The organism is Streptomyces sp. YKOK-I1 (genome assembly GCF_054660435.1).
On the sequence record NZ_BAAGDR010000001.1, the window covers coordinates 2,276,158 to 2,303,096 of the forward strand.

The 26,939-nt window shown below is 72.0% G+C and carries 23 protein-coding genes; 7 read left to right on the top strand and 16 right to left on the bottom strand.

Going from position 1 to position 26,939, the window contains the following annotated elements; genetic code table 11:
• Window positions 1–55 precede the first annotated feature (55 nt).
• Window positions 56–235 carry a hypothetical protein gene (locus ACYQ8Q_RS09605; RefSeq protein WP_358994867.1) on the bottom strand — a complete coding sequence of 60 codons (180 nt, stop codon included), beginning with the start codon at window positions 233–235 and terminating at the stop codon, window positions 56–58.
• A gap of 588 nt (window positions 236–823) precedes the next feature.
• Between ACYQ8Q_RS09605 and ACYQ8Q_RS09610 the strand changes: the two genes are divergently transcribed.
• Window positions 824–2,299: a serine/threonine-protein kinase gene (locus ACYQ8Q_RS09610; RefSeq protein ID WP_460073227.1), complete on the top strand. Its 1,476-nt coding sequence runs from the start codon at window positions 824–826 to the stop codon at window positions 2,297–2,299.
• Window positions 2,300–2,317: 18 nt separating this feature from the next.
• Here the strand turns inward: ACYQ8Q_RS09610 and ACYQ8Q_RS09615 are convergent, their stop codons facing one another.
• The 8 genes from ACYQ8Q_RS09615 to ACYQ8Q_RS09650 all read right to left on the bottom strand — a co-directional run bounded on the left by ACYQ8Q_RS09615 (window position 2,318) and on the right by ACYQ8Q_RS09650 (window position 13,944).
• Window positions 2,318–3,136: a TrmH family RNA methyltransferase gene (locus ACYQ8Q_RS09615; protein WP_460063583.1), complete on the bottom strand. Its 819-nt coding sequence runs from the start codon at window positions 3,134–3,136 to the stop codon at window positions 2,318–2,320.
• Between the two features lie 69 nt (window positions 3,137–3,205).
• Window positions 3,206–4,468 (bottom strand): uroporphyrinogen-III C-methyltransferase, encoded by a 1,263-nt coding sequence (gene cobA / locus ACYQ8Q_RS09620; protein WP_460063585.1) that lies wholly within the window; start codon window positions 4,466–4,468, stop codon window positions 3,206–3,208.
• Between the two features lie 165 nt (window positions 4,469–4,633).
• On the bottom strand, window positions 4,634–8,788 hold the full coding sequence (gene cobT / locus ACYQ8Q_RS09625; protein ID WP_460063587.1) for a nicotinate-nucleotide--dimethylbenzimidazole phosphoribosyltransferase: 4,155 nt from the start codon (window positions 8,786–8,788) through the stop codon (window positions 4,634–4,636).
• A 367-nt stretch (window positions 8,789–9,155) separates the two neighbouring features.
• Window positions 9,156–10,367 carry a precorrin-6y C5,15-methyltransferase (decarboxylating) subunit CbiE gene (gene cbiE / locus ACYQ8Q_RS09630; protein WP_460063588.1) on the bottom strand — a complete coding sequence of 404 codons (1,212 nt, stop codon included), beginning with the start codon at window positions 10,365–10,367 and terminating at the stop codon, window positions 9,156–9,158.
• 94 nt (window positions 10,368–10,461) lie between these two features.
• Complete coding sequence (locus ACYQ8Q_RS09635; RefSeq protein WP_460063590.1) at window positions 10,462–11,100, bottom strand: GNAT family N-acetyltransferase; 639 nt, start codon at window positions 11,098–11,100, stop codon at window positions 10,462–10,464.
• Between the two features lie 177 nt (window positions 11,101–11,277).
• Window positions 11,278–12,114, bottom strand: a complete 837-nt coding sequence (locus ACYQ8Q_RS09640; protein WP_460063593.1) for a MetQ/NlpA family ABC transporter substrate-binding protein — start codon at window positions 12,112–12,114, stop codon at window positions 11,278–11,280.
• 79 nt (window positions 12,115–12,193) lie between these two features.
• Entirely contained in the window at window positions 12,194–12,931 is a 738-nt protein-coding gene (locus tag ACYQ8Q_RS09645) for a methionine ABC transporter permease (protein WP_460063595.1), read from the bottom strand.
• Window positions 12,928–13,944 carry a methionine ABC transporter ATP-binding protein gene (locus tag ACYQ8Q_RS09650; RefSeq protein ID WP_460063598.1) on the bottom strand — a complete coding sequence of 339 codons (1,017 nt, stop codon included), beginning with the start codon at window positions 13,942–13,944 and terminating at the stop codon, window positions 12,928–12,930. The genes ACYQ8Q_RS09645 and ACYQ8Q_RS09650 overlap by 4 nt, the downstream gene beginning before the upstream one ends.
• Before the next feature lie 376 nt (window positions 13,945–14,320).
• On the opposite strand from ACYQ8Q_RS09650, the gene ACYQ8Q_RS09655 reads away from it, so the two are divergent.
• The gene (locus ACYQ8Q_RS09655) at window positions 14,321–14,680 is read left to right on the top strand and encodes a hypothetical protein (protein WP_460063600.1); all 360 of its coding nucleotides are present in this window, start codon (window positions 14,321–14,323) and stop codon (window positions 14,678–14,680) included.
• Window position 14,681: 1 nt separating this feature from the next.
• Window positions 14,682–15,098 (top strand): hypothetical protein, encoded by a 417-nt coding sequence (locus ACYQ8Q_RS09660; protein ID WP_460063602.1) that lies wholly within the window; start codon window positions 14,682–14,684, stop codon window positions 15,096–15,098.
• Here the strand turns inward: ACYQ8Q_RS09660 and ACYQ8Q_RS09665 are convergent.
• The 3 genes from ACYQ8Q_RS09665 to ACYQ8Q_RS09675 all read right to left on the bottom strand — a co-directional run bounded on the left by ACYQ8Q_RS09665 (window position 15,088) and on the right by ACYQ8Q_RS09675 (window position 17,392).
• On the bottom strand, window positions 15,088–15,585 hold the full coding sequence (locus ACYQ8Q_RS09665; RefSeq protein ID WP_460073229.1) for a GNAT family N-acetyltransferase: 498 nt from the start codon (window positions 15,583–15,585) through the stop codon (window positions 15,088–15,090). The genes ACYQ8Q_RS09660 and ACYQ8Q_RS09665 overlap by 11 nt on opposite strands.
• Window positions 15,586–15,630: 45 nt before the next feature.
• The gene (locus tag ACYQ8Q_RS09670; protein ID WP_460063605.1) at window positions 15,631–16,137 is read right to left on the bottom strand and encodes a sigma-70 family RNA polymerase sigma factor; all 507 of its coding nucleotides are present in this window, start codon (window positions 16,135–16,137) and stop codon (window positions 15,631–15,633) included.
• A gap of 67 nt (window positions 16,138–16,204) precedes the next feature.
• Window positions 16,205–17,392 (bottom strand): glycerophosphodiester phosphodiesterase, encoded by a 1,188-nt coding sequence (locus ACYQ8Q_RS09675; RefSeq protein WP_460063608.1) that lies wholly within the window; start codon window positions 17,390–17,392, stop codon window positions 16,205–16,207.
• Window positions 17,393–17,725: 333 nt separating this feature from the next.
• Between ACYQ8Q_RS09675 and ACYQ8Q_RS09680 the strand changes: the two genes are divergently transcribed.
• Window positions 17,726–18,397, top strand: coding sequence for a lysophospholipid acyltransferase family protein (locus tag ACYQ8Q_RS09680; RefSeq protein ID WP_133913638.1), 672 nt, complete (start codon window positions 17,726–17,728; stop codon window positions 18,395–18,397).
• 81 nt (window positions 18,398–18,478) lie between these two features.
• On the opposite strand, the gene ACYQ8Q_RS09685 is transcribed toward ACYQ8Q_RS09680, so the two are convergent.
• The 4 genes from ACYQ8Q_RS09685 to argH all read right to left on the bottom strand — a co-directional run bounded on the left by ACYQ8Q_RS09685 (window position 18,479) and on the right by argH (window position 23,215).
• Window positions 18,479–19,990, bottom strand: a complete 1,512-nt coding sequence (locus tag ACYQ8Q_RS09685) for an MFS transporter (RefSeq protein WP_460063610.1) — start codon at window positions 19,988–19,990, stop codon at window positions 18,479–18,481.
• On the bottom strand, window positions 19,987–20,553 hold the full coding sequence (locus ACYQ8Q_RS09690) for a TetR/AcrR family transcriptional regulator (protein ID WP_460063612.1): 567 nt from the start codon (window positions 20,551–20,553) through the stop codon (window positions 19,987–19,989). Before ACYQ8Q_RS09690 ends, ACYQ8Q_RS09685 begins: the two co-directional genes overlap by 4 nt.
• A gap of 82 nt (window positions 20,554–20,635) precedes the next feature.
• Window positions 20,636–21,607, bottom strand: coding sequence for an aldo/keto reductase (locus ACYQ8Q_RS09695; RefSeq protein ID WP_460063614.1), 972 nt, complete (start codon window positions 21,605–21,607; stop codon window positions 20,636–20,638).
• A 177-nt stretch (window positions 21,608–21,784) separates the two neighbouring features.
• Window positions 21,785–23,215 (bottom strand): argininosuccinate lyase, encoded by a 1,431-nt coding sequence (gene argH, locus ACYQ8Q_RS09700; protein ID WP_460063617.1) that lies wholly within the window; start codon window positions 23,213–23,215, stop codon window positions 21,785–21,787.
• Between the two features lie 189 nt (window positions 23,216–23,404).
• On the opposite strand from argH, the gene ACYQ8Q_RS09705 reads away from it, so the two are divergent.
• The 3 genes from ACYQ8Q_RS09705 to ACYQ8Q_RS09715 all read left to right on the top strand — a co-directional run bounded on the left by ACYQ8Q_RS09705 (window position 23,405) and on the right by ACYQ8Q_RS09715 (window position 26,878).
• Window positions 23,405–24,319: a hypothetical protein gene (locus tag ACYQ8Q_RS09705; protein ID WP_460063619.1), complete on the top strand. Its 915-nt coding sequence runs from the start codon at window positions 23,405–23,407 to the stop codon at window positions 24,317–24,319.
• Window positions 24,320–24,445: 126 nt separating this feature from the next.
• Entirely contained in the window at window positions 24,446–25,030 is a 585-nt protein-coding gene (locus tag ACYQ8Q_RS09710) for a pyridoxamine 5'-phosphate oxidase family protein (RefSeq protein ID WP_460063622.1), read from the top strand.
• A gap of 159 nt (window positions 25,031–25,189) precedes the next feature.
• On the top strand, window positions 25,190–26,878 hold the full coding sequence (locus ACYQ8Q_RS09715) for a peroxidase family protein (protein ID WP_460063625.1): 1,689 nt from the start codon (window positions 25,190–25,192) through the stop codon (window positions 26,876–26,878).
• Window positions 26,879–26,939 lie beyond the last annotated feature (61 nt).

Consider the following 26,939-nt stretch of genomic DNA (forward strand, 5'->3'; position numbering starts at 1 on the left):
GTTTCATGGATGGATGTCCCCGCCCGGACCGCTCTTCCGGGCCTGGGGTCGCCGCTCAGCGCCCCAGCATCACACCCACGGACGACGCCTGTGTGGCCACCGTCTCCCAGCCGTCGAAGACGAGGAGGAGCAGGGCCGCCAGAGGAAGGGCCATCAGGGTCGCCACCAAGGGGTGGCGACGGCCCGTGCGGCGGGTGCGGGTGCGGAACTGCGTGCGCGGTGCCGTGTGGGCCATGGTCCCTCTCCTGACCGTCTTGGTTGTCTTGGCAGCGGCGGGTGTCTGACCTCGGGGGACGAGTGCTGCACCCGCCGCTTGAAGTCAAATCTAGGCGCGTGGCGCACGGAGCACGTCATGCCCTCGTACCGATTGCCGGGCCTCCCGGAGGATGAGCCATGACCTGGGAAGTACTCCCCTGGGTGGAGACGAGGTCCCACGTCTCGGGGTCTTCCCGGAGGGGGTGCCCGCTGCGGGGCGTTTTCTCCCCCGACCCCCGTGACTTCGCTCACTTCCGCCACCCCTGTACGGACCGCCGTCTCCCCCCTGCGGCCTGCCCGGCCGACCGTTCCCCCGTCGGCGCGCGTCGCGTCACAGGCGTCCGGGACCCTCTCCCACCGGTCGCCCTTCGCTGATCCAATCCCCCTTCCGTGACGCGTGGTTGAGGTCACAGGCCGGCCAAGAGGCGTCTGTTCCCAGGCTCTCTGACCACTCCTCACGTCTCCCGCCCGGCACGGACAATCGATCGGGACCGGAGGGCGCGGCCTCTGCGCGCGAACGGCCGTGGAAACGTAAGCTGTGCCACGTCACACGGACCGGGCAGCGGGGATGAACATGGCGATGATGCGCCTGAGGCGCGAGGACCCGCGCGTCGTCGGCTCGTTCAGGCTTCACCGACGGCTCGGCGCGGGCGGGATGGGCGTCGTCTACCTGGGCTCCGACAAGAAGGGGCAGCGCGTCGCCCTGAAGGTGATCCGGCCCGATCTGGCCGAGGACCAGGAGTTCCGCTCGCGGTTCGCGCGCGAGGTGTCCGCCGCCCGGCGGATCCGGGGCGGCTGCACGGCCCGCCTGGTCGCCGCGGATCTCGACGCCGATCGGCCGTGGTTCGCCACCCAGTACGTTCCCGGGCCCTCCCTCCACGACAAGGTCAACGACGAGGGGCCGGTCGCCGCCGCCGAGCTTGCGGCGATCGGGGCCGCGCTGTCGGAGGGGCTCGTCGCCGTCCACGAGGCCGGGGTCGTCCACCGGGACCTCAAGCCGTCCAACATCCTGCTGTCCCCCAAGGGGCCGCGGATCATCGACTTCGGCATCGCCTGGGCGACGGGGGCCTCGACCCTCACCCATGTCGGTACGGCCGTCGGCTCCCCCGGCTTCCTCGCGCCCGAGCAGGTGCGGGGGGCCGCCGTCACCCCCGCCACGGACGTGTTCTCGCTCGGGGCGACGCTCGCCTATGCCTCCACGGCCGACTCCCCCTTCGGGCACGGCAGTTCCGAGGTGATGCTGTACCGCGTGGTGCACGAGGAGCCCCAGCTGCACGGCGTGGCCGACGCACTGGCCCCGCTGATCCGGGCCTGCCTGGCCAAGGACCCCGAGGAACGGCCCAGCACCCTCGACCTCTCGCTGCGGCTGAAGGAGATCGCGGCCCGCGAGGCCCAGGGGATGGGCGACGCCCGTCCCCCCGTGCCGAGGGCGGCGGAGGCGGACCGGCCCACCGGGCGGCTCAGCCACTCCAGCTACCCCGAGCGCACCCTGCGTCAGCCGGGCCCGTCCGGGACCGGCGCGGGACAAGGGCCGGGGCACGGACAGGGCCACGGACCCGGACCCGGCCACGGCCACGGCGCCGGGCAGGGATCCGGGACCGGGGGCGGCGGTACTCCTCCGCCTCGGGGTGGAGTGCCCTCCCGGGGGTCGGCTCCCTCCCGGGGTGGAGTTCCGTCCCGGGGCGGCAGCGCCTCACGCGGCGGTGGCGGCGGTGCCCCGTCCTCGCGGTCCGGGAGCCGTCCCGCGCCCGCCTCGCGCGGCGGTCGTCCCGTCGGCAGCGGCAGTCGGCCGGCGCCGCGCAGCGGGGCCGGACGTCCGGGGCCGAGGAACACGGGAACGGGTCGCCGGCCCGCCAATCCACGGCTGCTGCGCCAACGGCTGTTCGTCTTCGTGGTCGTGACGCTGCTGGTCGCGCTGGGCATCGGCATCGTCCAGGGCTGCCAGGGGCCGGCCCGTGGCCTCGGCGGCGAGGACGGCGTCGTACGGCATCAGCTTTCGCATGCGCGGGGGGACGTTCCCGGCCCCCCGGCCGACACGGACTAGACAGGGCCTGGCGGCCCCTCAGGTGCGCGGGCGGCCCGTCGCCACCGCGTAGAAGGCGACCGCCGCCGCCGCGCCCACGTTGAGGGAGTCGACGCCGTGGGACATGGGGATGCGGACCCATTCGTCGGCGGCGACCAGGGCCTGGGTGGACAGGCCGTCCCCTTCGGCGCCGAGCATCAGGGCGACCCTGTCCATCCGGTGCGGGGCGGCCTCGTCGAGGGAGCGGGCCTTCTCGTCCGGGGTGAGGGCGAGGAGGGTGAAGCCGGCCTCGCGGACCGAGTCCAGCCCCTTGGGCCAGGTGTCCAGCCGGGCGTACGGCACGGAGAAGACCGCCCCCATCGAGACCTTCACACTGCGTCGGTAGAGGGGGTCGGCGCAGTCCGGGGAGAGCAGGACCGCGTCCATGCCGAGGGCCGCGGCGGAGCGGAAGATCGCGCCGATGTTCGTGTGGTCGTTGACGGACTCCATGATCACGACTCGGCGTGCGGTCTGAAGGAGTTCGGCGGCCGTCGGGAGCGGTCTGCGCTGCATGGAGGCGAGGGCGCCCCGGTGCACGTGGTAGCCGGTGACGCGCTCGGCGAGCTCCGGGCTCACGGCGTAGACCGGGGCCGGGAGCTCGTCGATGACATCGCGCATCACGTCGACCCACTTGGCGGAGAGCAGCATCGACCGCATCTCGTACCCGGCGTCCTTGGCCCGTCTGATGACCTTCTCGCCCTCCGCGATGAACAGGCCCTCGGCGGGCTCGCGCTTGCGGCGCAGCTCGACGTCGGTCAGGCCGGTGTAGTCGCGCAGGCGCGGGTCGTCGGGGTCCTCAACGGTGATGAGATCGGCCACAGGGTGATACTGCCTTGTCCTGGGTGCGGTGCCAACGGCTGTGAACGGGTTGTGTTACCCGGGGTTACGTCAAGCCAGGTCGGGGCGTGCCGTGGTCGGGGGTGACCAGGCGCGCGGGCCCACGGCGACCACCTCGCCGATCACGATGACCGCGGGCGGCTTGACCTCCTGGGTCCGCACCGTCTCGGCCACCGTCGCCAGGGTCGCGTCGACACGGCGCTGGGCGGCGGTCGTGCCCTCCTGGACCAGGGCCACGGGTGTGCCGGCCGGCTTGCCGTGCGCCACCAGCGTCTCGGCGATCTTCCCGATCTTGTCGACGCCCATGAGGATCACGAGGGTTCCGGTGAGCCTGGCCAGGGACGGCCAGTCGACCAGGGAGCGCTCGTCGTCGGGGGCCACATGGCCGCTGACGACCGTGAACTCGTGCGCCACGCCGCGGTGGGTGACCGGGATGCCGGCCGCGCCCGGGACGGAGATGGAACTGGAGATGCCGGGGACGACCGTGCAGGGGATGCCCGCCTCGGCGAGCGCCTGGAGTTCCTCCATGCCGCGGCCGAAGACGTACGGGTCCCCGCCCTTGAGGCGGACCACCGACTTGCCCTGCTTCGCGTGCTCGATCAGCGCGTTGTTGATGGCCTCCTGGGCCATGTAACGGCCGTACGGGATCTTCGCCGCGTCGATCACCTCGACCTGCGGGGGGAGTTCGGCGAGGAGGTCGCGCGGGCCGAGGCGGTCGGCGATGACGACGTCGGCCTCGGCGAGGAGCCGACGGCCGCGGACCGTGATCAGATCGGGGTCGCCGGGGCCGCCGCCGACCAGGGCGACGCCGGGGGTGCGGGTGCGGTGGTGGGGGGCGACGAGCGTGCCGTCGCGCAGACCCGCCACGACGGCGTCCCGGATGGCGGCGGTGTGGCGGGGGTCGCGGCCCTTGGCGTCCGTGGTGAGGACGGCGACGGTGACGCCCTCGCTGGTGCCGGTGGCCGGGGTCCAGGCGGTCGCCCGGTCCGCGTCGTCGGAGCGGACGCACCACACGCGGCGCGCTTCCGCTTCGGCCGAGGCCTGTTCGTTCGCGGCGGGGTCGCTGGTGGCGATCAGGGCGTACCAGGCGTCCGCGAGGTCGCCCTCGGTGTAGGGGCGCCGGTGCCAGGTGAGCTCGCCCGCGTCCGCCATCGCCTCGACGGAGGGGGTCGCCTCGGGCGACACGAGGTGGATGTCCGCGCCCGCGGCGATGAGGGCGGGGAGGCGGCGCTGGGCAACCTGGCCGGCGCCGAGGACGACGACCCTGCGGCCGGTGAGGCGGAGGCCTACGGGGTAGGCGGGGTGTTCGGCCATGAAGGTGCGGCTCCCTATCGCGGCGTGGGTGGCCCTGACGTGCGGATTTTATGCTGCGGTGGGGTGTGGCGGCTCAGGTGTCCAGTGGCTGAGCGTCGTGGCCGTGTGCACGGCAGTGGGCACCACCACACCCGGTTGCCGAGTTGCCGTCGGCCCCTTCACGACCTACTTCTCGGTGACCCCCGCCGAGTCGAAGGTCGCCACCTCGTGCATGGCCCTTGCCGTGCTCTGGACCAGGGGGAGGGCCAGGAGGGCGCCGGTGCCTTCGCCGAGGCGGAGGTCGAGGTCGACCAGGGGGCGCAGGCCGAGCTTGTTGAGGGCCGCCACATGGCCCGGCTCCGCGCTGCGGTGGCCGGCGATGCAGGCCGCGAGGACCTCGGGGGCGATCGCCCGGGCGACCAGGGCCGCCGCGCCGGCGCTGACGCCGTCCAGGATCACCGGGGTCCGCAGGGACGCGCCGCCGAGCAGGAGGCCGACCATCGCCGCGTGCTCGAAACCGCCGATCGCCGCCAGGACGCCGATCGGGTCGGCCGGGTCCGGCTGGTGGAGTTCGAGGGCACGGCGGACCACCTCGGTCTTGCGCGCGAGGGTCTCGTCGTTGATGCCGGTGCCCCGGCCCGTGACCTCGGAGGGGTCCGCACCGGTGAAGACGGAGATCAGCGCCGCCGAGGCGGTCGTGTTGGCGATGCCCATCTCGCCCGTCAGCAGCGCCTTGTTGCCGGCCGCCACCAGGTCGCGGGCGGTCTCGATGCCCACCTCGATGGCCTGCTTGGCCTCCTCGCGGGTCATCGCGGGGCCCGTGGTCATGTCGGACGTGCCGGCCCGCACCTTGCGGGGCAGGAGGCCGGGGGTCGCCGGGAGGTCGGTGGCCACACCGACGTCCACCACGCAGACCTCCGCGCCCACCTGGCTCGCGAAGGCGTTGCAGACCGCTCCCCCGCCGAGGAAGTTGGCGACCATCTGGGCCGTCACCTCCTGCGGCCAGGGGGTGACGCCCTGGGCGTGGACACCGTGGTCGCCCGCGAAGATCGCGACGGCCGCGGGCTCCGGGATCGGCGGCGGGCACTGCCGGGACAGACCCGACAGCTGTGCGGAGATGATCTCCAGCATGCCGAGCGCCCCGGCCGGCTTCGTCATCCGCTTCTGCCGCTCCCAGGCCTCGCCGAGCGCCTTGGCGTCGAGCGGGCGGACGCTGGCGACGGTTTCGCCGAGCAGATCGTGCGGGTCCTCGCCGGGCAGCGCGCGACGTCCGTACGTCTCCTCGTGCACGACCCAGGACAGCGGGCGGCGCTTGGCCCAGCCGGCCTGCATCAGCTCGGGCTCGGGCGGGAACTCGTCGACGTAGCCGACACAGAGGTAGGCGACCACTTCGAGGTGCTCGGGCAGGCCGAGGGCGCGGACCATCTCGCGCTCGTCGAAGAAGCTGACCCAGCCGACGCCGAGGCCCTCGGCGCGCGCCGCGAGCCAGAGGTTCTCCACCGCGAGCGCGGAGGAGTACGGCGCCATCTGCGGTTGGGTGTGCCGGCCCAGGGTGTGCCGGCCGCCGCGCGTCGGGTCGGCGGTGACCACGATGTTCACGGGGGTCTCGAGGATGGCCTCGATCTTCAGTTCCTTGAACTGCTTCGCCCGGCCCTTGGGGAGGGACTTGGCGTAGGCGTCGCGCTGACGCATCGCCAGTTCGTGCATCGCGCGCCGTGTGTCGGCGGAGCGGATGACGACGAAGTCCCAGGGCTGCGAGTGGCCGACGGAGGGCGCGGTGTGGGCGGCCTCCAGGACACGCAGCAGCACCTCGTGCGGGATGGGGTCGCCGCGGAAGCCGTTGCGGATGTCACGGCGCTCGCGCATGACCTTCAGGACGGCCTCGCGCTCGGCGTCGTCGTACGCGGGCGCGGCGGGGCCGGTGGACTCTCTGGCTGCTTCCACGGTGGCCGGGCTCTCTTCCTGGTCGGCGGCCCTGGTTTCCAGGTCCTCCGGACTCTGCGCGACCTCGGGGTCGGGGTCGGCCTGAACGTCGGCCGCGGGCTCCGGGTCCGGGGTCGCCGGGGCGGGAGCGGGGTCGGCCGCGCGGGGGGCGGGGACGGTGGGCGCGGGAGCGGTGGGCCGCTCGGGAGTCACCGTGGCGGCGGGCGCCTCCACCGGTGCCTCGGCGGGCTGCCCCTCCTCCGTGGGGAGGTGTACGGCCTGAGACGGGACCGGGGCGAGGTGCGGAGTGGTCGGCACGGTGCCCTCGACCGGCACGAACGCGCCCACGGGCTGGTCCGGCTGCGGGGCGGGAGGAGCGGGGATCGCCCGGGGCTCCGCGGGGACCTCCACGGGGACCTCCGCCGCGGCCGCCGCGACAGCTTCGACCGGCGTCTCCGGCTCCGGGGGCGGCGCAAGGGCGTCCAGGTGCTGAGATGCGGGGTCCGACTGGTGGGAGGCGGCGGGGGCGAGCGGCTGCTCGGGCTCCGCGGTCGCCTCCGGCTCCGGCTGCGGTTCCGGCTCCGGCTCCGGCTGCGGTTCCGGCTGCGCGTCCGGGGTCGACTCGGCGGTCTCGGCCTGCTCGGGGGCGGGGTGGACCTCTGCGACGGGCTCGGCCTGCGGCTGCGGCGCCTCCGGTTCGGCCGGCGGGGCCACGGCGGGCTCGGCAGGCTCGGCGGGCTGCGCCGCTTCGACCTCGACCGGCGCGACGACCTCGACGGGTGCGGGGAGAGCCTCCACAGGTGGGGAGGGTGCCTCCACGGGCTGGGAGACCTCGGGCGTCACGACGACCTCGGCGGGCTGCGCTGCCTCGACGGGAGCCTCTGGGGCGGGGAGCTCGGCGGTGTGGGTGTCCTGCGTGAGCACGGGGGCGTCGGGGGCGGGGGCCGGAGACTCCTGCTCGACCGCCACCGCTTCCCGTACCGGTTCGGGGGTCCGCACGGCGGTCTCGGCGGCCTGCACCTCGACCGGTGCGGGGGCCTCGACCGGCGCGGAGACCTCGTCCGGCACCACGGTCGCGTCCGGCACCACGGTCGCGTCCGGCACGACCGTCGCGTCCGGGACCGGCACCTCGGACGCCGTCTCGACGGTGTCAACGGTCTCGCCCTCAGCCTCGGCCTCGGGTGCGGGCACCTCGGTCGGCTGGGCCGCCTCGGGCTCGGGCTCGGGCGCAACGGGGGCCTCGACCACTTCGGGTACGGGTGCCTCCACCGGTTCGGCGACCTCCGCGACCTCCGCGACCTCCGCGACCTCCGCGACCTCCGCGACCTCCGCGGCTTCGGTGACCTCCGCCATGCCGGAAAGGGCCTCGTCCGGTGCCTGTACGGCCTCGGGCACGACCACCGGCTGCTCCACCGCGGTAACCGCAACCGCCTCGGCAGGGCCGACCTCAGGCATCTGCGGAACCTCCGCGACACTCACCTCGGACGCCTGCGGCTCCGGCGCGGCCAAAACCACCGCCTCGGGGACCTCCGGGGCGGGCGTCACCTCGACCGGCGGCGCGGCCACCGGCTCGGCCGGACCCGTCTCCACCACCTCGTCGGCGACATCCTGCTCGCCCTCGGCGATCAGCGCCGCTCCGAGCAGCTGGCCGGGGTCGACGACCCCGGACGCGGTCGGGGAGTACGGCCCGGCCCCGACCGGTGCCGCCAGGGCGGGCATCCGCACGGGATCCACGCTCGCGGCACCGGGCACCGGCGCCGCAGGGGTCGTAGACATGACGTCGTCGGCACCGCCACCGCTTCCGCCGTACGCGGCCTCGGCATGGAGTGCCCCCTGCGCGGCGATCGCCTCGGTCGCCACGCGCGCCACGACGGCGTCGGCGACTCCCAGCGGAGCGGGTCCCGGGGCCGCGCCCTGGGCCGCGGCGCCCCAGGGCGCGGCCCCCTGCGGAGGCGTCTCACGCAGGGGCGGGACGTCGAGGTACTCGGGACCGGAGGGGGGCTGGACCGGGTGGCGCACGGGGGCGCCGGCCGGGCCGCGGTCGGCGAGGGAGCGGACCGGGCTGGCGGAGGCGTCGGGGATCGGCGGGCCCAGGTGGAGGGGCCGGCGCGGGGCCGGCTGCGGGGGCGCGGCGGGGCCGGGCAGCCGTACGCCGCTGAGGTCGACCGAGCCGCTGTCGCGGCCGGAGAGCTCGTGCGGGCCGGGCTCGTGGACCGTCTCGACGACCGGCTCGGGCGCGGGCGGCGCCACCTCGTTGCCCCAGGCGCTCTGGGCGCCCGGCAGCAGCAACAGGTCTTCGTCCTCGGCGGTGGTCTCGGAGAGGTAGGTGTACGCGCCGTGCGCGGAGGCGCCCGGCTGTTCCACCGTGCCTGCGTTCTCCGGCAGCCCCTCGCCCGGGACCTGGCCGGTGTCGGTCATGCGTACCCCTCGCCCATCGGTTTAGTGCTCCTACGACCAGCTCACCCGGAACGGCGCACCGATCGCCCCGTAGTGAAGAACGAGCGTCCGTGCCCAGCGGCACGAACGACCGCCCGAAAAAGCGACAAAGCCATTCAGTGGCATTGTCCCGGCCGTCGTCGCCTCGCGACAGGTCGATCTCCGTCGCGCCGCTGTGGACTGCGCCACGTTGCGCGCCCTCCGGTTCTGCCGTACCACGGCTCACCCCAAAAGGGATGCGTTTTCCGGACATTGGCCGACGAACAGCCGGGCGAACGGAAGCGGTACGACGATCGTTCAGCCTACCGCGAGCGGTACGACAACCGGATCACGGGGACCGCGAATCGGGTCACGTCCGGCGGTCGGGAAGAACCCCGCTGAGCAGGAACGCGACACTCCGTTCGGTCTCCGTCCAGTGCCGTGTGTCGAGTTGGACGGACTGCACGAGGGCGCACTCGACGAGGTAGCCGTGCTCGGTGAGGTCGCGGCCGACGCGTTCGGCGGCGTCGCGGGTGGCCGCGTGGGTCACGATGCGCTGCGGGCGGCGGTCGGCGACGGCCGAGACCACGGCCGCTCCCCCGCCGCCGACCCGGACGACGTCCGGTTCGGGCAGGTTCTCCAGGACCTGCGGGGCGGTGCCGCGGACGATCTGGAGCTGGACGCCGTGGCGGCGGGCGACGGCGTCGGTGCGGGCGCAGGCCTGGAGGTCCCGGTCGACGGCGAGGACGGCGGCGCCGGCCCGCGCGGCCTCGGTGGCGAAGGCGCCGCTGCCGCAGCCGATGTCCCAGACGAGGTCGCCGACACGTGGTCCGAGCCGGGCGAGTTGGGCCGCGCGCAGCAGGTCCGACTCGCCCTCGCCGAGGTCGCCGCCGTAGGCCTCGGCGGGCAGGGTCCAGCCGCGCGGTCCGGCGGCCGGGTCGCGCCCGGCGAGCCAGCCGCCGCCGTCGCCGACGGTCACCGGGCCGCCGATGACGATGACGACGTTGGGGTCGCGCCAGGTGTGGTCGACGGCCTTGTCGGAGGTGAGGACGCTGACCCGCTCGCGGTCGGTGCCGAGTTCCTCGCAGATCACGAAGGTGCGGTGCACGCCCTCCAGGAGCAGGCCGAGCTCGGCGGGACCGGCACCGGGCGAGGTGAGGACGGCGACCTTGGTGTGGGCGCGGCAGACGTTGACGGCGCGGCGCAGGGTGCGCCGGTGGGCGACGACGACCTCGGCGTCGTCCCAGGGCATGCCGGCGCGGGCGAAGGCGGTGGCGACGGAGGAGACGGCCGGGACGACCTCGACCTCCAGGCCGAACTCGGGTGCGCGCAGGGTGCGTACGACGCCGAAGAAGCCCGGGTCCCCGTCGGCGAGGACGACCGCGGTGCCCCGGTGGCCGGCGATCCGGCGGGCGGCGAGGGAGACGCTGCCCAGGCGGATGCGCTCGGCGGCGGGCGGGACCTCGGGCAGCGCCAGGTGGTGGGCGGCGCCGGCCACGAGCGTGGCGGCGCCGAGTGCCGAGCGGGCCGCGGCGGTCAGCGGCGAGCCGTCCCAGCCGATCACGGTGACGCGGTCGGCCATCGTCCTCAGTCTCCCGGGGGTTCACGCAGGCAGCGGGCTCCGTGAGGGTACCTGGTCACGCGGGGCGGGCCGCCGCCCGAGCACCGGGCCGGGGTCAGTTCCAGTCGGTGTACGAGGTGAAGCCGCCGCCCTCGGCGAGCTGGTCGCCGGCGCCCTCGATGTCCTCGGGCAGCAGGCTCCACACGATGTAGTCGGTGCGCACCTCGGTCCAGGTGTCGTCCTCGGCGCGGGCCCGGGCTATGCAGGCGCCGCGCAGGACGCCCTCGCTGATACAGCCGATCTTCTGCGCGACCTGCTGGGAGGCGGTGTTGTCGGCGGCCGTGCGCAGCTCGATGCGTTCGAACTTCTGGTCGGTGAACAGCCACTGGGCGGTGGCGAGCGCGGCCTCGGAGGCGTAGCCCTCGCCGCGGGCCCAGGAGGCGACGATGTACGACAGTTCGGTGGACCGGACGTGCCAGTCGGTCCTGGTGAGCTGGATGACGCCGACGAGCCGCTGGGTGAGGAACTCGGTGACGGCGAGGGCGAGGCCGCGTCCGGCCGTGCGTTCGTCGGGCGCGTCCTCCGTGACCCAGCGGTGGGCGGCCTGTTGACTGTAGGGCTGCGGGACGCCTGTCCAGGCGCCGATCTGCTCGTCGTTCATCATCTCGGCCAGGGCGGGCACGTCGTCCTCGTCGAGGGGCCGCAGCACCAACCGCTCCGTGCTGATGGAGATGGTGGGGAAGGTGCTCGTCATGAAGCCGCTCCGTAGCCTTCGAAACCTCGGTGCCCGACCGATCCTGTACCTACCGGACCGTCAGGACCCGCTGAACTGCCCAGCATGCAGCATGAAGCGGCCGAACGGCACCACGGGGTCCCCACCCTTCGTGAGGGAGCGGACCCCGTGGGTTGCGGTGGCGTCCGGCGCGGACGGTCAGAACGCGGCGACGACGGCGCCGTCGTACTTGTCCTCGATGAACTTCTTCACCTCGGGCGAGGTGAGCAGCTCGGCGAGCTTCTGGATCCGCGGGTCGTCCTCGTCGCCCTTCTTCACGGCGAGGAAGTTGGCGTACGGGTTGTCCTGGGCGGACTCGGCGACGAGGGCGTCCTTCGCGGGGCTGAGGTCGGCCTCCAGCGCGTAGTTGCCGTTGATCACCGCGGCGTCGACGTCGGCCAGGGAGCGCGGCAGCTGGGCCGCCTCCAGCTCCTTGAACTCGAGGTTCCTGGGGTTGGCGGTGACGTCCTTGGGGGTGGCGTCGTAGCCGACGCCGGACTTCAGCTCGATCAGGCCGTTGGCCTCGAGCAGCTTCAGCGCGCGGGCCTCGTTGGTGGTGTCGTTCGGCAGGGCGACGGTGGCGCCCTTCTTCAGGTCGTCGAGCTTCTTGACGTCCTGGGAGTACAGGCCGAGCGGCTCCAGGTGCACGGTGGCGCCGGGCACGGCGACGATGTCGGTGCCGTTCTTCTTGTTGAAGTCGGTGAGGTACGGCTGGTGCTGGAAGTAGTTGGCGTCGACCTCGCCCTGCTGGACGGCCGTGTTGGGGGTCACGTAGTCGGTGAACTCCTTGACCTCCAGGTCGAGGCCGGCCTTCTTGGCGAGGTTGTCCTTGATGTAGGTGAGGATCTCGCCCTGCGGGGTGGGGGTGGCCGCGACGGTCAGCTTGGCGTCGGCGTCGGTGCTGCCGGAGTCCTTGTCCGAGCCGCAGGCGCTGAGTCCGAGGGTGAGGGCTCCGGCGGCGAGGACGGCGGTGGTGATCTTGGCGGTGTTACGCACGAAAAGTGCCTTTCCTAGGGGTGGTGCGGCCCCGCGGTGGGTGTGCGGGGAGTTCAGGAGGTGTCGGCGCGGGTCGCGCTCAGGCGACCTTGCCGATGTCGGTCTTCGCCGGTTCGGCGGTCTTCAGCAGCCGTAGCTTCGGGGCGGGGCCGGAGCGGCCGCCGCGGCGGTGCAGGGAGCGGGCGGCCCAGTCGCCGGCGAACTGGATGAGGGAGATGACGACGGCGAGGATCGCGACGGTGATCCACATCAGGTCGGTCTCGAAGCGCTGGTAGCCGTAGCGGATGGCGATGTCGCCGAGGCCTCCGGCGCCGACCGTGCCGGCCATGGCCGAGTAGCCGATGAGGGCGACGACCGTGGTGGTCGTGGAGGAGATGAGCGAGGGCAGCGACTCGGGGACGAGGACCTTGCGGACGACGGTCCAGGTGTTGCCTCCCATCGACTGCACGGCCTCGACGAGTCCGCCGTCCACTTCGCGGACGGCCGTCTCGACCAGGCGGGCGAAGAACGGGATGGCGCCGATGGCGAGCGGCACGATGGCGGCCTCACGGCCGATGGTCGTGCCGGTGAGGGTGCGGGTGAAGCCCATCAGCGCCACCATCAGGATGATGAACGGCATCGAGCGGGCGATGTTCACGATCTGCCCGGTCACCTTGTTGGCGACGACGTTCTGGAGCAGTCCGCCCTTGTCGGTGAGGACGAGGAGGAGGCCGAGCGGGAGTCCGCCGGCGACGGCTATGAGGGTGGACCAGCCGACCATGTAGAGGGTGTCCCAACAGGCCTGCGACAGCAGGGGCTGCGTTTCCGACCAGGTCACTTGGCGCCCTCCGCGAGCAGTACGTCGATCTGCAGGCCCAGTTCGCGCAGGAAGCCGATCGGTACGACGTTGTCCTCGTAACGGCCGGGCAGTTCGATGCGCATCCGGCCGACCTGGAGTCCGCCGACGGTGTCGATGGCGGCGCCGAGGATGGAGATGTCGATGTTGTAGGTGCGCGAGAGCTGGGAGATGACCGGCTGGGTGGCGCTCTCGCCGTGGAAGGTGACGTCGACCACGGTGCGGTCCTCGCCGGTGGCCTCGCCGCCGACCGGGAAGAGGGCGGCGGCCAGTTCGGAGCCGGGGGTGGCGAGCAGTTCACCGACCGTGCCGGACTCCACGATCCGGCCGCGCTCCATGAGGGCGGCGGAGTCGCAGACCGACTTGACCACGTCCATCTCGTGGGTGATGAGCAGCACGGTGAGGCCGAGCTGCCGGTTCAGGTCGCGCAGCAGCTGGAGGATGGAGCGGGTGGTCTCGGGGTCGAGCGCGCTGGTCGCCTCGTCGGACAGCAGCACCTTGGGGTCGCCGGCGAGGGCGCGGGCGATGCCGACGCGCTGCTTCTGGCCGCCGGAGAGCTGGGCCGGGTAGGACCTGGCCTTGTCGGCGAGTCCGACGAGGTCGAGCAGGTCCAGCGCCTTGCGGGAGCGTTCCCTGCCGGAGACGCCGAGGATCTCCAGCGGGAGTTCGACGTTGTCCTGGACGGTCCGCGAGGACAGCAGGTTGAAGTGCTGGAAGACCATGCCGATCCGGCTGCGGGCCTGCCGCAGTTCCCGGCCGGCCCGCTGTCCGCGGCCGGCGAGGGCGGTGAGGTCCTGGCCGGCGACGGTGACCGTGCCGGCGGTGGGGCGCTCCAGGAGGTTGACGCAGCGGATCAGCGAGGACTTGCCGGCGCCGGACTGGCCGATGACGCCGTACACCTCGCCTTCGCGGACGTGCAGGTCGACGCCGTCCAAGGCGGTGACCTCACGGCCGCGTGAGCGGTAGACCTTGGTGAGGCCTGTGGTGGTGATCACGTGGGTTTTCCGTCACTGTCGAGTGCGCGGGCGTGGGTGTGCCCGGGCGCACGGATGCGTTCGTTCAGGGACGCGGCACGTCTCTCGCTGCGGTGTGGAGGGAGAGAACAGGTGCGCGGAGCGGAGGCTCGGAGGGTGGTGCGGGGGCCTGCTAGCAGGCGCACATTCGACACATACGACACATACAGCGCACGCCGGGCGTCAGGTTCGCCTCGGTCGCAGGGGTGCGGCTGCTCGTCGTGGTCATGTGCATCAGTAAACCAGACGTACGGTGCTGACAGTGAAACGCTTGTCCGCATGCTGGACAGACGTGGACAGTCATGGACAGCGCGGGGCCCGCCGCAGGGTGGCGCATACGGCGTAATAAGGTCGCTGCATGCTTGATGTCCTGACGCTGGTGACCGGCGTCGCCGCGCTGCTGCTCGCCGCCTGGTGCGGCTGGGCGGCCCATCGTGACCAGCCGACGAAGGACTGGCACTTCATGGGGATGGCCGTGGTCTCGGTGCTGGCGCTGATGCAGCTGGTGATCGGGGTCGTGCTGCTGGCGTGGGGCCAGCAGCCGGCGCAGGGCACGACGATCTTCGTGGCGTATCTGCTGGGCGCGTTCGCGTGCGTGCCGGCCGCGGGGCTCATGTCGCTGTCCGAGCGGACGCGGTGGGGGTCGGTGACGGTCGCCGCGTCGGCGGTCGTGCTCGCGGTCCTGGAAGTACGGCTCTACGACATCTGGGGAGGCTGAGATGACGGCCGTTCAGGAGAAGCCGGCCCGGCTGATCGGCGGGCCCGGCCTGGTGCTGGTGTGGTTCTACGGCGTGATGGTCGTCGGCGCGGTGTCGCGGTCGGCGTACCAGATCGCCACGGAGTTCGACCGGGCGCCGCTCGCCTACACACTGTCGGCCGTCGCCGGCGTGGTGTACGGATTCATCACGTACTCGCTGGTGCGGGGCGGGGAGAGGGCGCGCAGGGCGGCGCAGCTGTGCTGTGCCGCCGAACTCGCGGGTGTGCTGGTGGTCGGCACCTGGACCCTGATCGAGCCGTCGGCCTTCCCGGACGCGACGGTCTGGTCCGACTACGGCATGGGCTACGTGTTCATTCCCGTGCTGCTGCCGCTCTCCGCCCTGTACTGGCTGCGCCCGTCCCGTACGGCTAAGCCGTAGCCGCGTACTCGCCGACCGCCTTCTCCAGGACGATCATCGGGACTCCGTCCGTGCCCTCGGCCGTGCCCACCGTCTCGTAGCCGACCCGGCGGTAGAGGCGCAGGTTGCCCTCGCTGCGGTGGCCGGTGTGGAGGCGGAACTTCTTGGCGCCGCGCTCCTCGGAGAGGGCCGCTTCGGCGGCGCGCAGGAGGCGGGCGCCGATGCCGTGGCCCTGGAGTCGGGGGTGGACGCAGAGACGGCCGATGGAGGCGGCGCCGTCCTCGGTGATGTGCCCGCGGACCGAACCGACCACCTCGTCGCCGAGCCGTGCCACGTAGACGCAGTCGGAGACGAGTTCCTCCTTGACCGAGTCCAGGGTCTGGACGAGCGGGGCGATGCGGTAGTTGCCGTACAGCGCGGCTTCGCTCTGGAAACACAGGTACTGCAGCACGAAGATCTGCTCGGCATCCTGCTCGGTCGCCACCGAGATGGTCACGCTCATGCCCATGTGCGCACGCCTCCCGCTCACCTGATCGCCTTTGGTCCCTCACTCCTATCCCCGCAGTTGGCGGGCCGCAACCTCCGGTGCAAGCAAACGCCTCAGACATGCCAGACATCTGGAACGTTCCGGGCCGATACTGCCCTGTGAGATACCCAACTCACCCGCGATCTCCTGGTAGGTGGGGTCCTCGGGAGAGAGCAGCGCCTCGAGGAGGCGGGGGCAGCGGCCGGGGAGGCGGCGCACCGCCTCGCGCAGGGCGCGGCGGCGGGCGGCGGCGAGGGCGAGCTGCTCGGGGCCGCGGTCGCGGTCGTCGGCCGGGTCGGTCTCGTACGGCTGCTCGAAGCGGGTCGGGCGGCGGGTGCGGCGGACCTCGGCGCGCACCGCCCGGCGCAGCCAGCCCGCGGGGTCGAGCGGCGGGCCGTCGGTGGCGAGGTGCTCCAGGAGGCGGAGCCAGACCGCCTGTTCCAGGTCTCCCGGTTCGGTGCCGGTGGCGTGGGCCTCGGCGGCGGTCTCGGCGGTGAGCAGGGGGCGCAGGTCGGTGAGCAGGTCGTGCGTCATGTGCCGGACGATGCGGCCGCGCGGGCGGCTGGTTGCCCGCGCGGCCGGATGTCACTCCAACGGGGACTCAGCCGTTGACGAAGTCCGCGCGGGCCAGGACGCCGGTGTCGGCGTTGTCGGTGAAGACGCCGTCGATGCCGGTCGCGAAGTAGGTGCGGAAGGCGCCGAAGACATCGCCGTAGGCGTCCACGTCCGTGCCCTTGCGGAAGTTCGCCGGGAGGAAGGGGTTCTCGTTGCGCATGGTGTACGGGTGCAGGATCAGGCCGACGGCGTGGGCGTCCTTCACCAGGGTGGTGGGGGTGGTGAGGTTGCCGCTCGCGTCCTTCGGGATGACCAGGTCGAGGGTGGGGCCGATGCCCTGGGCGTAGCCGGCGATCTCGCGCAGACCGGTCCGGGTGATCAGGTCGGCGACCGTGCGGGGGTCACCCGCCTCGACGAAGTCCCAGGGGCGGGTGGCCGCGGCGGACAGCAGGACCACGAGCGGGTTGTCGACCAGCTTGTTCAGGCGCTGGATGCTGCTCGGCTCGAAGGACTGCAGGATGACCGGCGAGTTCTTCCGGTCCTTGCCGTGCTGGTGCAGCAGCTTGGCGACCCGCTCCTCCAGGCCGAGGCCCAGCTTGCGGAAGTAGGTGGGGTGCTTGGTCTCGGGGTAGATCCAGACCTGCCTGCCGCGCTTGCGGGTCTGCTCGTCCTGCCACCTGAGGACTTCCTCGAAGGTGGGGATCTCCCAGCGGCCGTCGTAGAGCGTGTTGTGCGGGCGGTTGGCCGGGATGCGCTCGACGGCGCGCAGGGTCTTCAGCTCGGCGAGCGTGAAGTCCTCGGTGAACCAGCCGGTGACGGAGACGCCGTCGAGGACCTTGGTGGTCCTGCGGTCGGCGAACTCCTGGTGGTCGGCGACGTCCGTGGTGCCGCCGATCTCCGGCTCGTGGCGGCAGACGAGATGGCCGTCCCTGGTGGGGACCAGGTCGCCGGCCTCCACGATGTCGGCGCCGAGGTCGAGGGCCAGCTCGTAGGAGCCGAAGGTGTGCTCGGGGCGATAGCCGCTGGCGCCGCGGTGCCCGATGATCGTCGGCACCGGCAGGCTCCGGAGCCCGCCCCTGGCGGGGCGGCCGGCCTCGGCGGCGCGGGCGGTGCCGGCCAGGCCGAAGACGCCTGCGGTGGCACCGAGCACGGCCGCGCCGAGCAGCGCCCGGCGTCCGGTCGTCCCGCCCGTGGCCATCCGCTCGTTCGGCTCCCACGCGTCCTGCGATCCCATTGCGGCCCTCCTGTCGTCGGTCCCTCGTGCGGCCCGATCGTAGGGGCGTGGACATGACCGTCGGGAGACGTCGGTCCTAACACGCGGGTGACGGTGGATGGCAGGTGACGGGTGCGGATCTGACGGGGTGTCGTCCGCCCCGGTCACATTGCGCGGGGGCGCTCCGTTCGTTCCGCGCAGGTGACGGGCGGGTGGCGGTGCCGCCATCCAGGTAAACGTACGTCAACAGTGCGTAAGGCCTCGGTGAACCCGATGTGCGTCACCCCGGGGGCCGCGAGTATCGTCCTCACCTGCACAGACTCATACCGTTTTTCCTTGGCATCGGAGGGCCCGTTGTCCCGCTTCGCGCTCATCAAGGCAGTGCTCGGACCGGTCATGCGCCTGATGTTCCGCCCCCGGGTCGAGGGCGTGGAGCACATCCCGGGCGACGGTCCGGTCATCCTGGCCGGCAACCACCTGACCTTCATCGACTCGATGATCCTGCCGCTCGTGTGCGACCGTCAGGTCTTCTTCATCGGCAAGGACGAGTACGTCACCGGCAAGAGCCTCAAGGGCCGGCTGATGGCCTGGTTCTTCACCGGCGTCGGCATGATCCCGGTGGACCGGGACGGCGGCCGCGGAGGTGTGGCCGCGCTCATGACCGGGCGTCGGGTCCTGGAGGAGGGGAAGGTCTTCGGGATCTACCCCGAGGGGACCCGCTCCCCCGACGGCAGGCTGTACCGGGGGCGCACCGGCATCGCGCGGCTGACGCTGATGACCGGGGCGCCCGTCGTGCCGTTCGCGATGATCGGCACGGACAAGCTGCAGCCGGGCGGGGCGGGGATGCCTCGGCCCGGGCGGGTGACGGTCCGCTTCGGTGAGGCGATGGAGTTCTCCCGTTATGACGGGATGGACCGGGATCGGTACGTGTTGCGTGCTGTGACCGATTCCGTGATGGCCGAGGTCATGCGGTTGTCGGGGCAGGAGTATGTGGACATGTATGCGACCAAGGCCAAGGCGGCGTAGGGGTTCGTCGTCGGGTGCGGGTGCGTGGGGGTTGTTCGCGCAGTTCCCCGCGCCCCTGGGTTGCGCCCCCTGCCCGGCGTTCTAGAGGCGCTGTTCCTTCAGGAGGAACCATGCCGCCACTGCCGTCGCCAGCAGGACTGCCGCGCCTGCGCCCGATGCCAGGCTCAGGCCGTTGACGAAGGCCTCGCGGACCGAGGCGAGCATGGTCTCGGCGTCCGCCGCGGGCATGCTCGACGCCGCTTCCACGGCGCCGCCCAGCGATTCGTGCGCCCCCTCCGGTGTCCCCGGCGGGGACGGGAAGCCGCGGTAGACGCCCGTCACGATCGAGCCGAGTACGGCGATGCCGAGGGCCGCGCCGAGTTCGTACGCCGTCTCGGAGACCGCGGAGGCCGCTCCCGCCTGTTCCTTGGGGACCGAGGACAGGATGACGTCGGCCGTCACCGTGAAGGAGAAGCCGGCGCCGACGCCGACCGCGAGGAGGGCCGCGCCGAGGACCGGGTAGCCGGTCGTCGTGTCGATCAGGGTCAGGGCCGCGAGCGCCAGACCGATCGCCGCCAGTCCGCCGGACACGACCGCGCGCACCGAGAGGCGGCGGGCCGCGCGGCCGGCTATCAGGCCGGCCACCACCGCGCCCGCGGCGGCGGGGAGTTCGGCCAGGCCCGCCTCCAGGGGGCGTCGGCCCTGCACCAGTTGCAGGTACTGGGAGAGGAAGAAGACCAGCCCGGACATACCGAGCACGGTCAGCATGTCGGCCAGGACCGCGCCGCTGAAGCCCCGCCTGCGGAACAGGCGCATGTCCAGCAGCGGCCGGGGCAGGGTGAGCTGGCGGCGCACGAAGCCGTACAGGGCGGCGAGGCCGAGGACGGCCACCGTCAGGGGTCCCCAGGTCGGGCCGTGGCTCGCGGCCTCCTTCACCGCGTACACGACGGCGATCACGCCGACCAGGGACAGCGCCACGCTGACCAGGTCCCAGGGGCCCGGGTCGGGGTTCTTGGACTCGGGGAGCGTCTTGAGGCCGACCAGGACCAGGACCACCATCACGGGCAGGTTGATCAGGAAGGCCGAGCCCCACCAGAAGTGTTCGAGGAGGAAGCCGCCCACGATGGGGCCGACGGCGGTGCCGGCCGAGGCCGTCGCGCCCCAGATGCCGACGGCGAGGCTGCGTTCGCGGGGGTCGTGGAAGAGGTTGCGGATGAGGGCGAGGGTGGCGGGCATGAGGGTCGCGCCGGCCACGCCGAGCAGGGCGCGGGCCGCGATCATCAGTTCCGGGGTCGTCGCGTAGGCGTTCAGGACGGAGATCAGGCCGAAGGCCGTGGCGCCGCCGAGCAGGATCCGCTTGCGGCCGATGCGGTCGCCGAGGCTGCCCATGGAGACCAGCAGACCGGCGATGACGAAGGAGTAGACGTCGCCGATCCACAGCAGCTGGGTGCCGGTGGGGTGGAGGTCCTCGCTGATGTACGGGGTCGCGAGGCCGAGGACGGTCGCGTCGACGGCCACCAGCAGCACGGCGAGGACGAGGACGGAGAGCGCGAGCCAACGGTCCGGACGCTTCACCGCCTCGGTCGTGGTCGCCGGCTGCAGGGTGCTGGTCATGATTCCTCTCTCGGTTGTGCGGGATGTCGTAGCGCGCCGCCGAGCAGCAGCCCCACGACCATGGGACGGAAGTCCCTGGGCGCGCCCTTGCCGGACTGCACCAGCCAGGCGCCGGAGGCCAGCAGGCCGTAGAGCGCCTCGGTGAGCCAGGCGGGCGTGAGGTCGATACGGAACTCGCCGGCGAGCTGTCCGCGCCGGAACAGCGCGGAGATGCGGTCGTCGATCCGGGTCCAGCCCTGGTTCTGCTCCTCGCCCTCGAACAGCTGGTTCTCGGTGTAGAGGAAGGCGAGGAGTCCGGCGGCGGGTTCGATCTCGCGCACCAGACGCTCCACGGCGTCGCTCGCCGGGCCCTCGTCCAGCCGGGCCGCGTCCAGCGCGGTCTCGCACTCCGCGATGCCGAGCGCCTCCAGGGCGCGGACGAGCGCGTCACGGCCGGCGAAGTGCCGGTGCAGGGTGGCGCGGCTGATCCCGGCGGCCTTGGCGACCTCGTCCATGGTCGCGGTGGATTTGCGGGTCAGCAGGGCGGCGGCGCTGCGGAGTACGTGGTCACGGTCGACGGCCATGAGACAACCATAGACCATTTGAGACATCATTGTCTCACAGGGAGCATGCGTGACTCACGTGGTGGCGTGGGTCACGGGCGGGTCAGTGCCAGGGCAGGGCGGCGCGGTGGGCCCAGTACGTCTGCGGGTCCTCGGTCAGCCCGGCCAGCCGGGAGAGCTGGTCCTCGTCCAGGTCCACGACCGCCGCGTGGAGGTTGGAGGCGAGCTGGGTGGCGGTCGCCGCGCCGGAGAGGACCACGCCGGCCCACGGCGTGCGCAGAATCAGCGCGAGGGCGACCGCGTCGCAGCCGAGACCCGTCTCGGCGGCCACGGCCTTCAGCAGGTCGGGCGCGTACGGGTCGGCGAGGCGGCCGTTGGCCATGCCCTCCTTCACGATCACCGTGAGTCCCGCGTCATGGGCTTCGGCGAGGGCGGGGGCGGCCGAGGTCTCCAGGGCGTTGTACGTCGACTGGACGGTCCGGAAGAGGGGGTCGCCGTCGACCGTGACGGCGAGGGCGGCGCGGATCGCGTCCGTCTGGACGGGGCCGCTGGTGGAGAAACCGACGGTGACGCCCTGGGCGGCGGCTTCCGCGAGCCTGGCGTGGAGTTCCTTGTCGGTGAGAGCGGGGCTGTCCGGGGTCACCGAGTGGATCTGGTAGAGGTCGAGGCGGTCACCGAGGAGGCCGGCGGTCTCGGCGCGCTGACGGTCGTACGTCTGGACGCCGTGGTCCTTGACCTCGTGCGTCTCGGCGTCCGTCGACCAGTCGGCCGTGTAGGTGTAGCCCCATTTGCTCCCTACGACGACGTCGTCGACGTCCGGCCTCGCCTTGAGCCAGTCGGCGAGGAACTCCTCGGAGCGGCCGTAGGAGCGGGCCGCGTCGAAGTAACGGACGCCCTGCGCGTACGCGGCGTCGAGGAGGTCATGGGTGCGGGTGCGGAGCGTTTCCACGCTGCGGTCCGCTCCAAGGTCCTCGTCCCGGCCGAGGTTGATGTAGCCGGGGCGACCCACTGCGGCGAGGCCCAGTCCGATGTGGCAGGTGGGGGTTGTTGCTGTGGCCAGTCGGGCGAAGGGCATCTCGGGCTCCGTTCGGTCGGGTCCGGTACGGCTTCCGACCAACGTATCCCGTGATGCCCTTCGCCTCAGGATTCGGTGCGTGCGGTGCTTGGGCGGGTGCGGGAGCGTCGTGGCTTGTCGCCCCCACGCGGCGAAGCCGCACATCAATACAGCCCCGCGCCCCTTGCGTGGCTGCCGTCAGGCCTTCTTGGCAGTCGCCCAGGCATGCTGGGCCGCCACGTCCGTCTTGACCTCCGCCAGCTGGATCGCGACCGCGCTCGGGGCCGTGCCGCCTCGGCCGTTGCGGGAGGCCAGGGCGCCGGGGACGTTGAGGACCGTGCGGACCTCGGGGGTGAGGTGGGCGGAGATCTTCGCGAACTGGTCGTCCGTCAGTTCGTCCAGTTCCTTGTTCTCGGCCTCGGCCGCCTTGACGCACTCGCCCGCGACCTCGTGGGCGACCCGGAACGGGACGCCCTGCTTGACCAGCCACTCGGCGATGTCGGTGGCGAGGGAGAAGCCGGCCGGGGCCAGTTCCTCCATGCGCTCGCGGTGGACGGTGAGGGTGGCCATCATGCCGGTGAAGGCGGGGAGCAGGACCTCGAGCTGGTCGCAGGAGTCGAAGACCGGCTCCTTGTCCTCCTGGAGGTCCCGGTTGTAGGCGAGCGGCAGCGCCTTCAGGGTGGCCATGAGGCCGGTGAGGTTGCCGATCAGACGGCCGGACTTGCCGCGCGCCAGCTCGGCGATGTCCGGGTTCTTCTTCTGCGGCATGATCGAGGAGCCGGTGGAGAAGGCGTCGTGCAGGGTCACGAAGGAGAACTCCTTCGTGTTCCAGATGATGACCTCCTCGGCGATCCGGGAGAGGTTCACGCCGATCATCGCCGTGATGAAGGCGAACTCCGCGACGAAGTCACGGGAGGCCGTGCCGTCGATGGAGTTGCCGACGCTGCCGTGCTCGAAGCCGAGGTCCGCCGCGACCGCCTCGGGGTCCAGACCGAGGGAGGAGCCGGCGAGGGCGCCCGAGCCGTACGGCGACACGGCCGTGCGCGCGTCCCACTGGCGCAGGCGTTCGGCGTCCCGGGAGAGGGACTGGACGTGGGCCAGGACATGGTGGGCGAAGAGGACCGGCTGGGCGTGCTGGAGGTGGGTGCGGCCGGGCATCGCCACGTCCGGGTGGGCCTCCGCCAGGCCGATGAGGGCGTCCTGGAGGTCGGCGACCAGGCCGCCGATGATCCGGGCGTGGTCCCGCAGGTACATGCGGAAGAGGGTGGCGACCTGGTCGTTGCGGGAGCGGCCGGCGCGCAGCTTGCCGCCGAGGTCGGGGCCGAGGCGCTCCAGGAGGCCGCGCTCCAGGGCGGTGTGCACGTCCTCGTCGGCGATGGTGCCCACGAAGGTGCCGGCGGCGACGTCGGCCTCCAGCTGGTCGAGGCCCTCGACCATGCGGGTCAGCTCGTCCTCGGTGAGCAGGTGCGCCTTGTGCAGCACGCGCGCGTGAGCACGCGAACCGGCGATGTCGTAGGGCGCGAGCCGCCAGTCGAAGTGGACGGACGCGGACAGCTTGGCCAGGGCCTCGGCGGGACCGTCGGCGAACCGGCCGCCCCAGAGCCGGACGTCACCGCTGTTGCTGCTCACTGCGTTGCTCCTCACCGCTGCACTCAAGGTCATGCATGAGTATGCAGTGCATTGCATGATTCGTCAATTTTGGAGAGTTCCCAAGACTTTTGAAGTCACCTTGAACAACCGCAACCGCTTACCCGTACTCACGGCTGAACGCTGGCGCCGCGTTTGTAAACCCACTCCTGACCCAAGTGAGGCATCCGCATGTCCAGGGCTCTTCCGAAGTACAACAAGCGTCGTGTGGCGATCATCGGCGGCGCCGCCGCTCTGGCCCTGACCGGTGCGGTGGTCGTGAACCAGGCCCTCGCCGGCGAGTCGTCCAAGGACAGCACGACGAACGCCAACACGCTCGCCGCCGCCGGACCCGGCACCATCACGTGCCCGGACGTCGCCTCGCAGCTCCCCGAGATCCCGGCCTCCGCCCAGGCCGAGGTCGACCGCAACCTCACCCTGCTCCAGACCCAGATCGACGAGGCCAACCAGCGCCTGATCGACACCGTGGGCCAGGGCGGCGCGAACTTCGTGCAGAACGCGATCCTCGGCCCGCTGGAGGACAAGCGGATCGCCACCGTGAACCGCATCGCCACCGCGATCGGCCGCACCGCCGACAAGCCCCAGGGCCTCGAGGCGCTCGCGCCCTGCACCCTCAACGCGGACGGCGTGGCCGCCGGGAACGAGGCGGGCGACGAGGCCGGGGACGACGCCGGCGCCGAGGACAACGCGGGCGCGACCGAGACCCCGGCCGACGACGCCGCGGGCGACGCGCAGGACACGGGCGACGACACGGGCGCGGGCGCCGAGGACAACGCCGCCGACGCGAACGGTGTCGGCACCATCACCTGCCCGGACGTCGCCTCGCAGCTCCCGGAGATCCCCGCCCGCGCCCAGGCCGAGGTCGACCGCAACCTCACCCTGCTCCAGACCCAGATCGACGAGGCCAACCAGCGCCTGATCGACACCGTGGGCCAGGGCGGCGCGAACTTCGTGAACAACGCGATCCTCGGCCCGCTGAAGGACAAGCGCGTCTCCACGATCGACCGCATCGCCATCTCCATCGGCCGCGCCGGCACCAAGCCGCAGGGCCTGGAGGCCCTGGCCGCCTGCACGTTGAACAAGTGACGTGACAGGCGTGGTGGCCGCCCCGAGGAAGCGCCGGCCGGGGCGGCCACTGCGGCATGTGCACGCACATCGCTTTCCCGAACGAACGCTTTCCTGCACGAACGCTTTCCCGAATAATCATTAGACATGGGAAAGACCTATGAGCGCATCGACGGCAGGCTCCGCACCTTCATCGAGGAGCAGCCGCTCTTCTTCACCGCGACCGCTCCGCTGTCCGGCGACGGCACGGTCAACCTCTCCCCCAAGGGCCTCAAGGGCTCGTTCGCGGTGATCGACGAACTCACCGTGGCCTACCTCGACTTCGCCGGGTCCAACGCGGAGACCGTCGCCCATCTGCGGGAGAACGGGCGGATCACCCTGATGTGGTGCGCGTTCCAGGGCCCGCCGAACATCGTGCGGGTGCACGGCCGGGGCGAGCCCGTGTTCCGGGACGATCCCCGCTTCAAGGAACTGCTGCGCCACTTCCCCGGCATCGACCCGACCCCGCACGGCCTGCGGGCGGTCATCGTCGTCCACGCCGAACTGGTCCGGGACACCTGCGGATACGCGGTGCCCTTCATGACGTACGAACAGGACCGGGATCTGCACGGGAAGCGGTTCGCACGGGAGGACGACGCCTCGCTGGACGCCTACTTCGGCAAGAAGGAGTACATCGCGAGCAGCATCGACGGGCTCCCCGGGCTGCCGCTGCCCCTGCCGCCGACCCCCTGAGCATGCCCGGCTGCCCGACTGTCCGGTTTACGCGGTTTGACTGATTGTACAGAAATAATCAATCATGAGATGATGTGACGGAATTTCCCCTTCCGGGTCACTTGTCGCCTAGCGTGGCCTCCATCGATCCGCGCGACCTCGGGAACACATGGGGGAATCATGTTCCGACCCGCACGCGAACCACAGAGCAAACGTCACGTCAGGTCCTCGTACTACGTCGTCGGCGAGGGCGTTCTCACCGACTCCCGGGGCGAGCAGCCCGCCGAGCCGCTGACCGCCTCGACCGTCGAGGCGCTGCGCAGGTTCCGGTTCTCCCGGCTGGGCCCCCAGGCCGAGCCGCAGCGACAGCTGGACCGGGCCGCCCGCAGCGAGCTGGCCCAGGCGATGACCGACACCACCCGGACCCAGCCCGACTCGGCCAATCCGAAGGTGCCCGCCGGCTTCACCTACCTCGGCCAGTTCGTGGACCACGACCTCACCCTGGACGCCACGGCGGCGCAGCTCGAGGACGACATCACCGTCCGCCAGCTCCTCCAGGGCCGCTCGCCCGCCCTCGACCTCGACTCGCTGTACGGCCTGGGCCCGGACCACCGCTTCGACGGACGGTTCTACGACCCCGACGGCATCCATCTGAAGACGGGCACCACCCAGGGCATCCCGGGTGCCACCGACATCACCGGGCAGCCGCTCGCCGGCTTCGACCTGCCCCGGGTGGGCATCGGCTCGCTGAAGTCCGAGCGACGCAGGCCGCTGATCCCCGACCCGCGCAACGACGAGAACCTCGCGGTCGCCCAGATCCACTGCGCCTTCATCCGCTTCCACAACCGGCTGGCCACCGAGCTCGCCGACAAGGGCGTCTCCAGCGCGGTGCTCTTCGAGTCGGCGCGCGAGGCCGTCGTCAAGCACTACCAGTGGATGCTGCGCACCGACCTCCTGCCCAGGATCGTCGACGAGACGATCGTCAAGGACGTCTTCACCAAGGGCCGCAAGGTGGTCGACCCCGCGCCCGGCGAGCACGACTTCCCGACCATGCCGATCGAGTTCTCCGTGGCCGCGTACCGGCTCGGCCACAGCATGGTGCGCGGCGCCTACAACTGGAACCGCGTCTTCGACAACGGCCGGGGCACCCTGGCGCTGCTGTTCCAGTTCTCCGGCACCAGCGGCATCCTCTCCCCGCCGCCGGACAGCCCGGACGACCCCGAGGCCGGCGCCTTCGAGCGGCTGCCCAGCAACTGGATCGCCGATCTGCGCAGGCTGTTCGACTTCCGCGAGGCCGGACGCGCGGACCTCGGGGTGACGGACGCGCAGGCCAATGTCGCCAAGCGCATCGACACCCTGCTGGTCAACCCGCTGGCCAAGCTGCCGCTCGGCTCCTTCGGCGGACGCGGGACCGCTCCGGACGACATCGAGCGCAACCTCGCCTTCCGCAACCTCACCCGGAGCACCATGCTGCGGCTCGCCTCCGGGCAGCAGATGGCCAAGCACCTCATGGCCAAGGGCGTGGGGGTCAAGCCGCTGAACGCGTCCGACTTCGAGAACCGGGACGGGGCGCAGCTGAGCGAGGCGCTGCGCAGGCGGGTCGCCGCCGACTGTCCGCTGTGGTTCTACGTCCTGCGGGAGGCCGAGGTGAACGGCGGCGGACGGCTGACCGGGGTCGGAGGGCGGATCGTGGCCGAGACGTTCCATCGGGCGATGGAGGGGAGCCGGTACTCGATCGTGCGGGATCCGTTCTGGCGGCCGTTCCTCTCCCCGGTGGACGCGCGGCGGGATGCGGGCGTTTTCCAGATGACCGACCTGTTGTTGTACGCGTTCGAGGGGAAGGGCGAGTTGCTCAATCCGTTGGGGTGAGGCGGTTCGTCGTGCGGGCGCGGGCCGTCTGTGGCTGGTCGCGCCCACGCGGCGGAGCCGC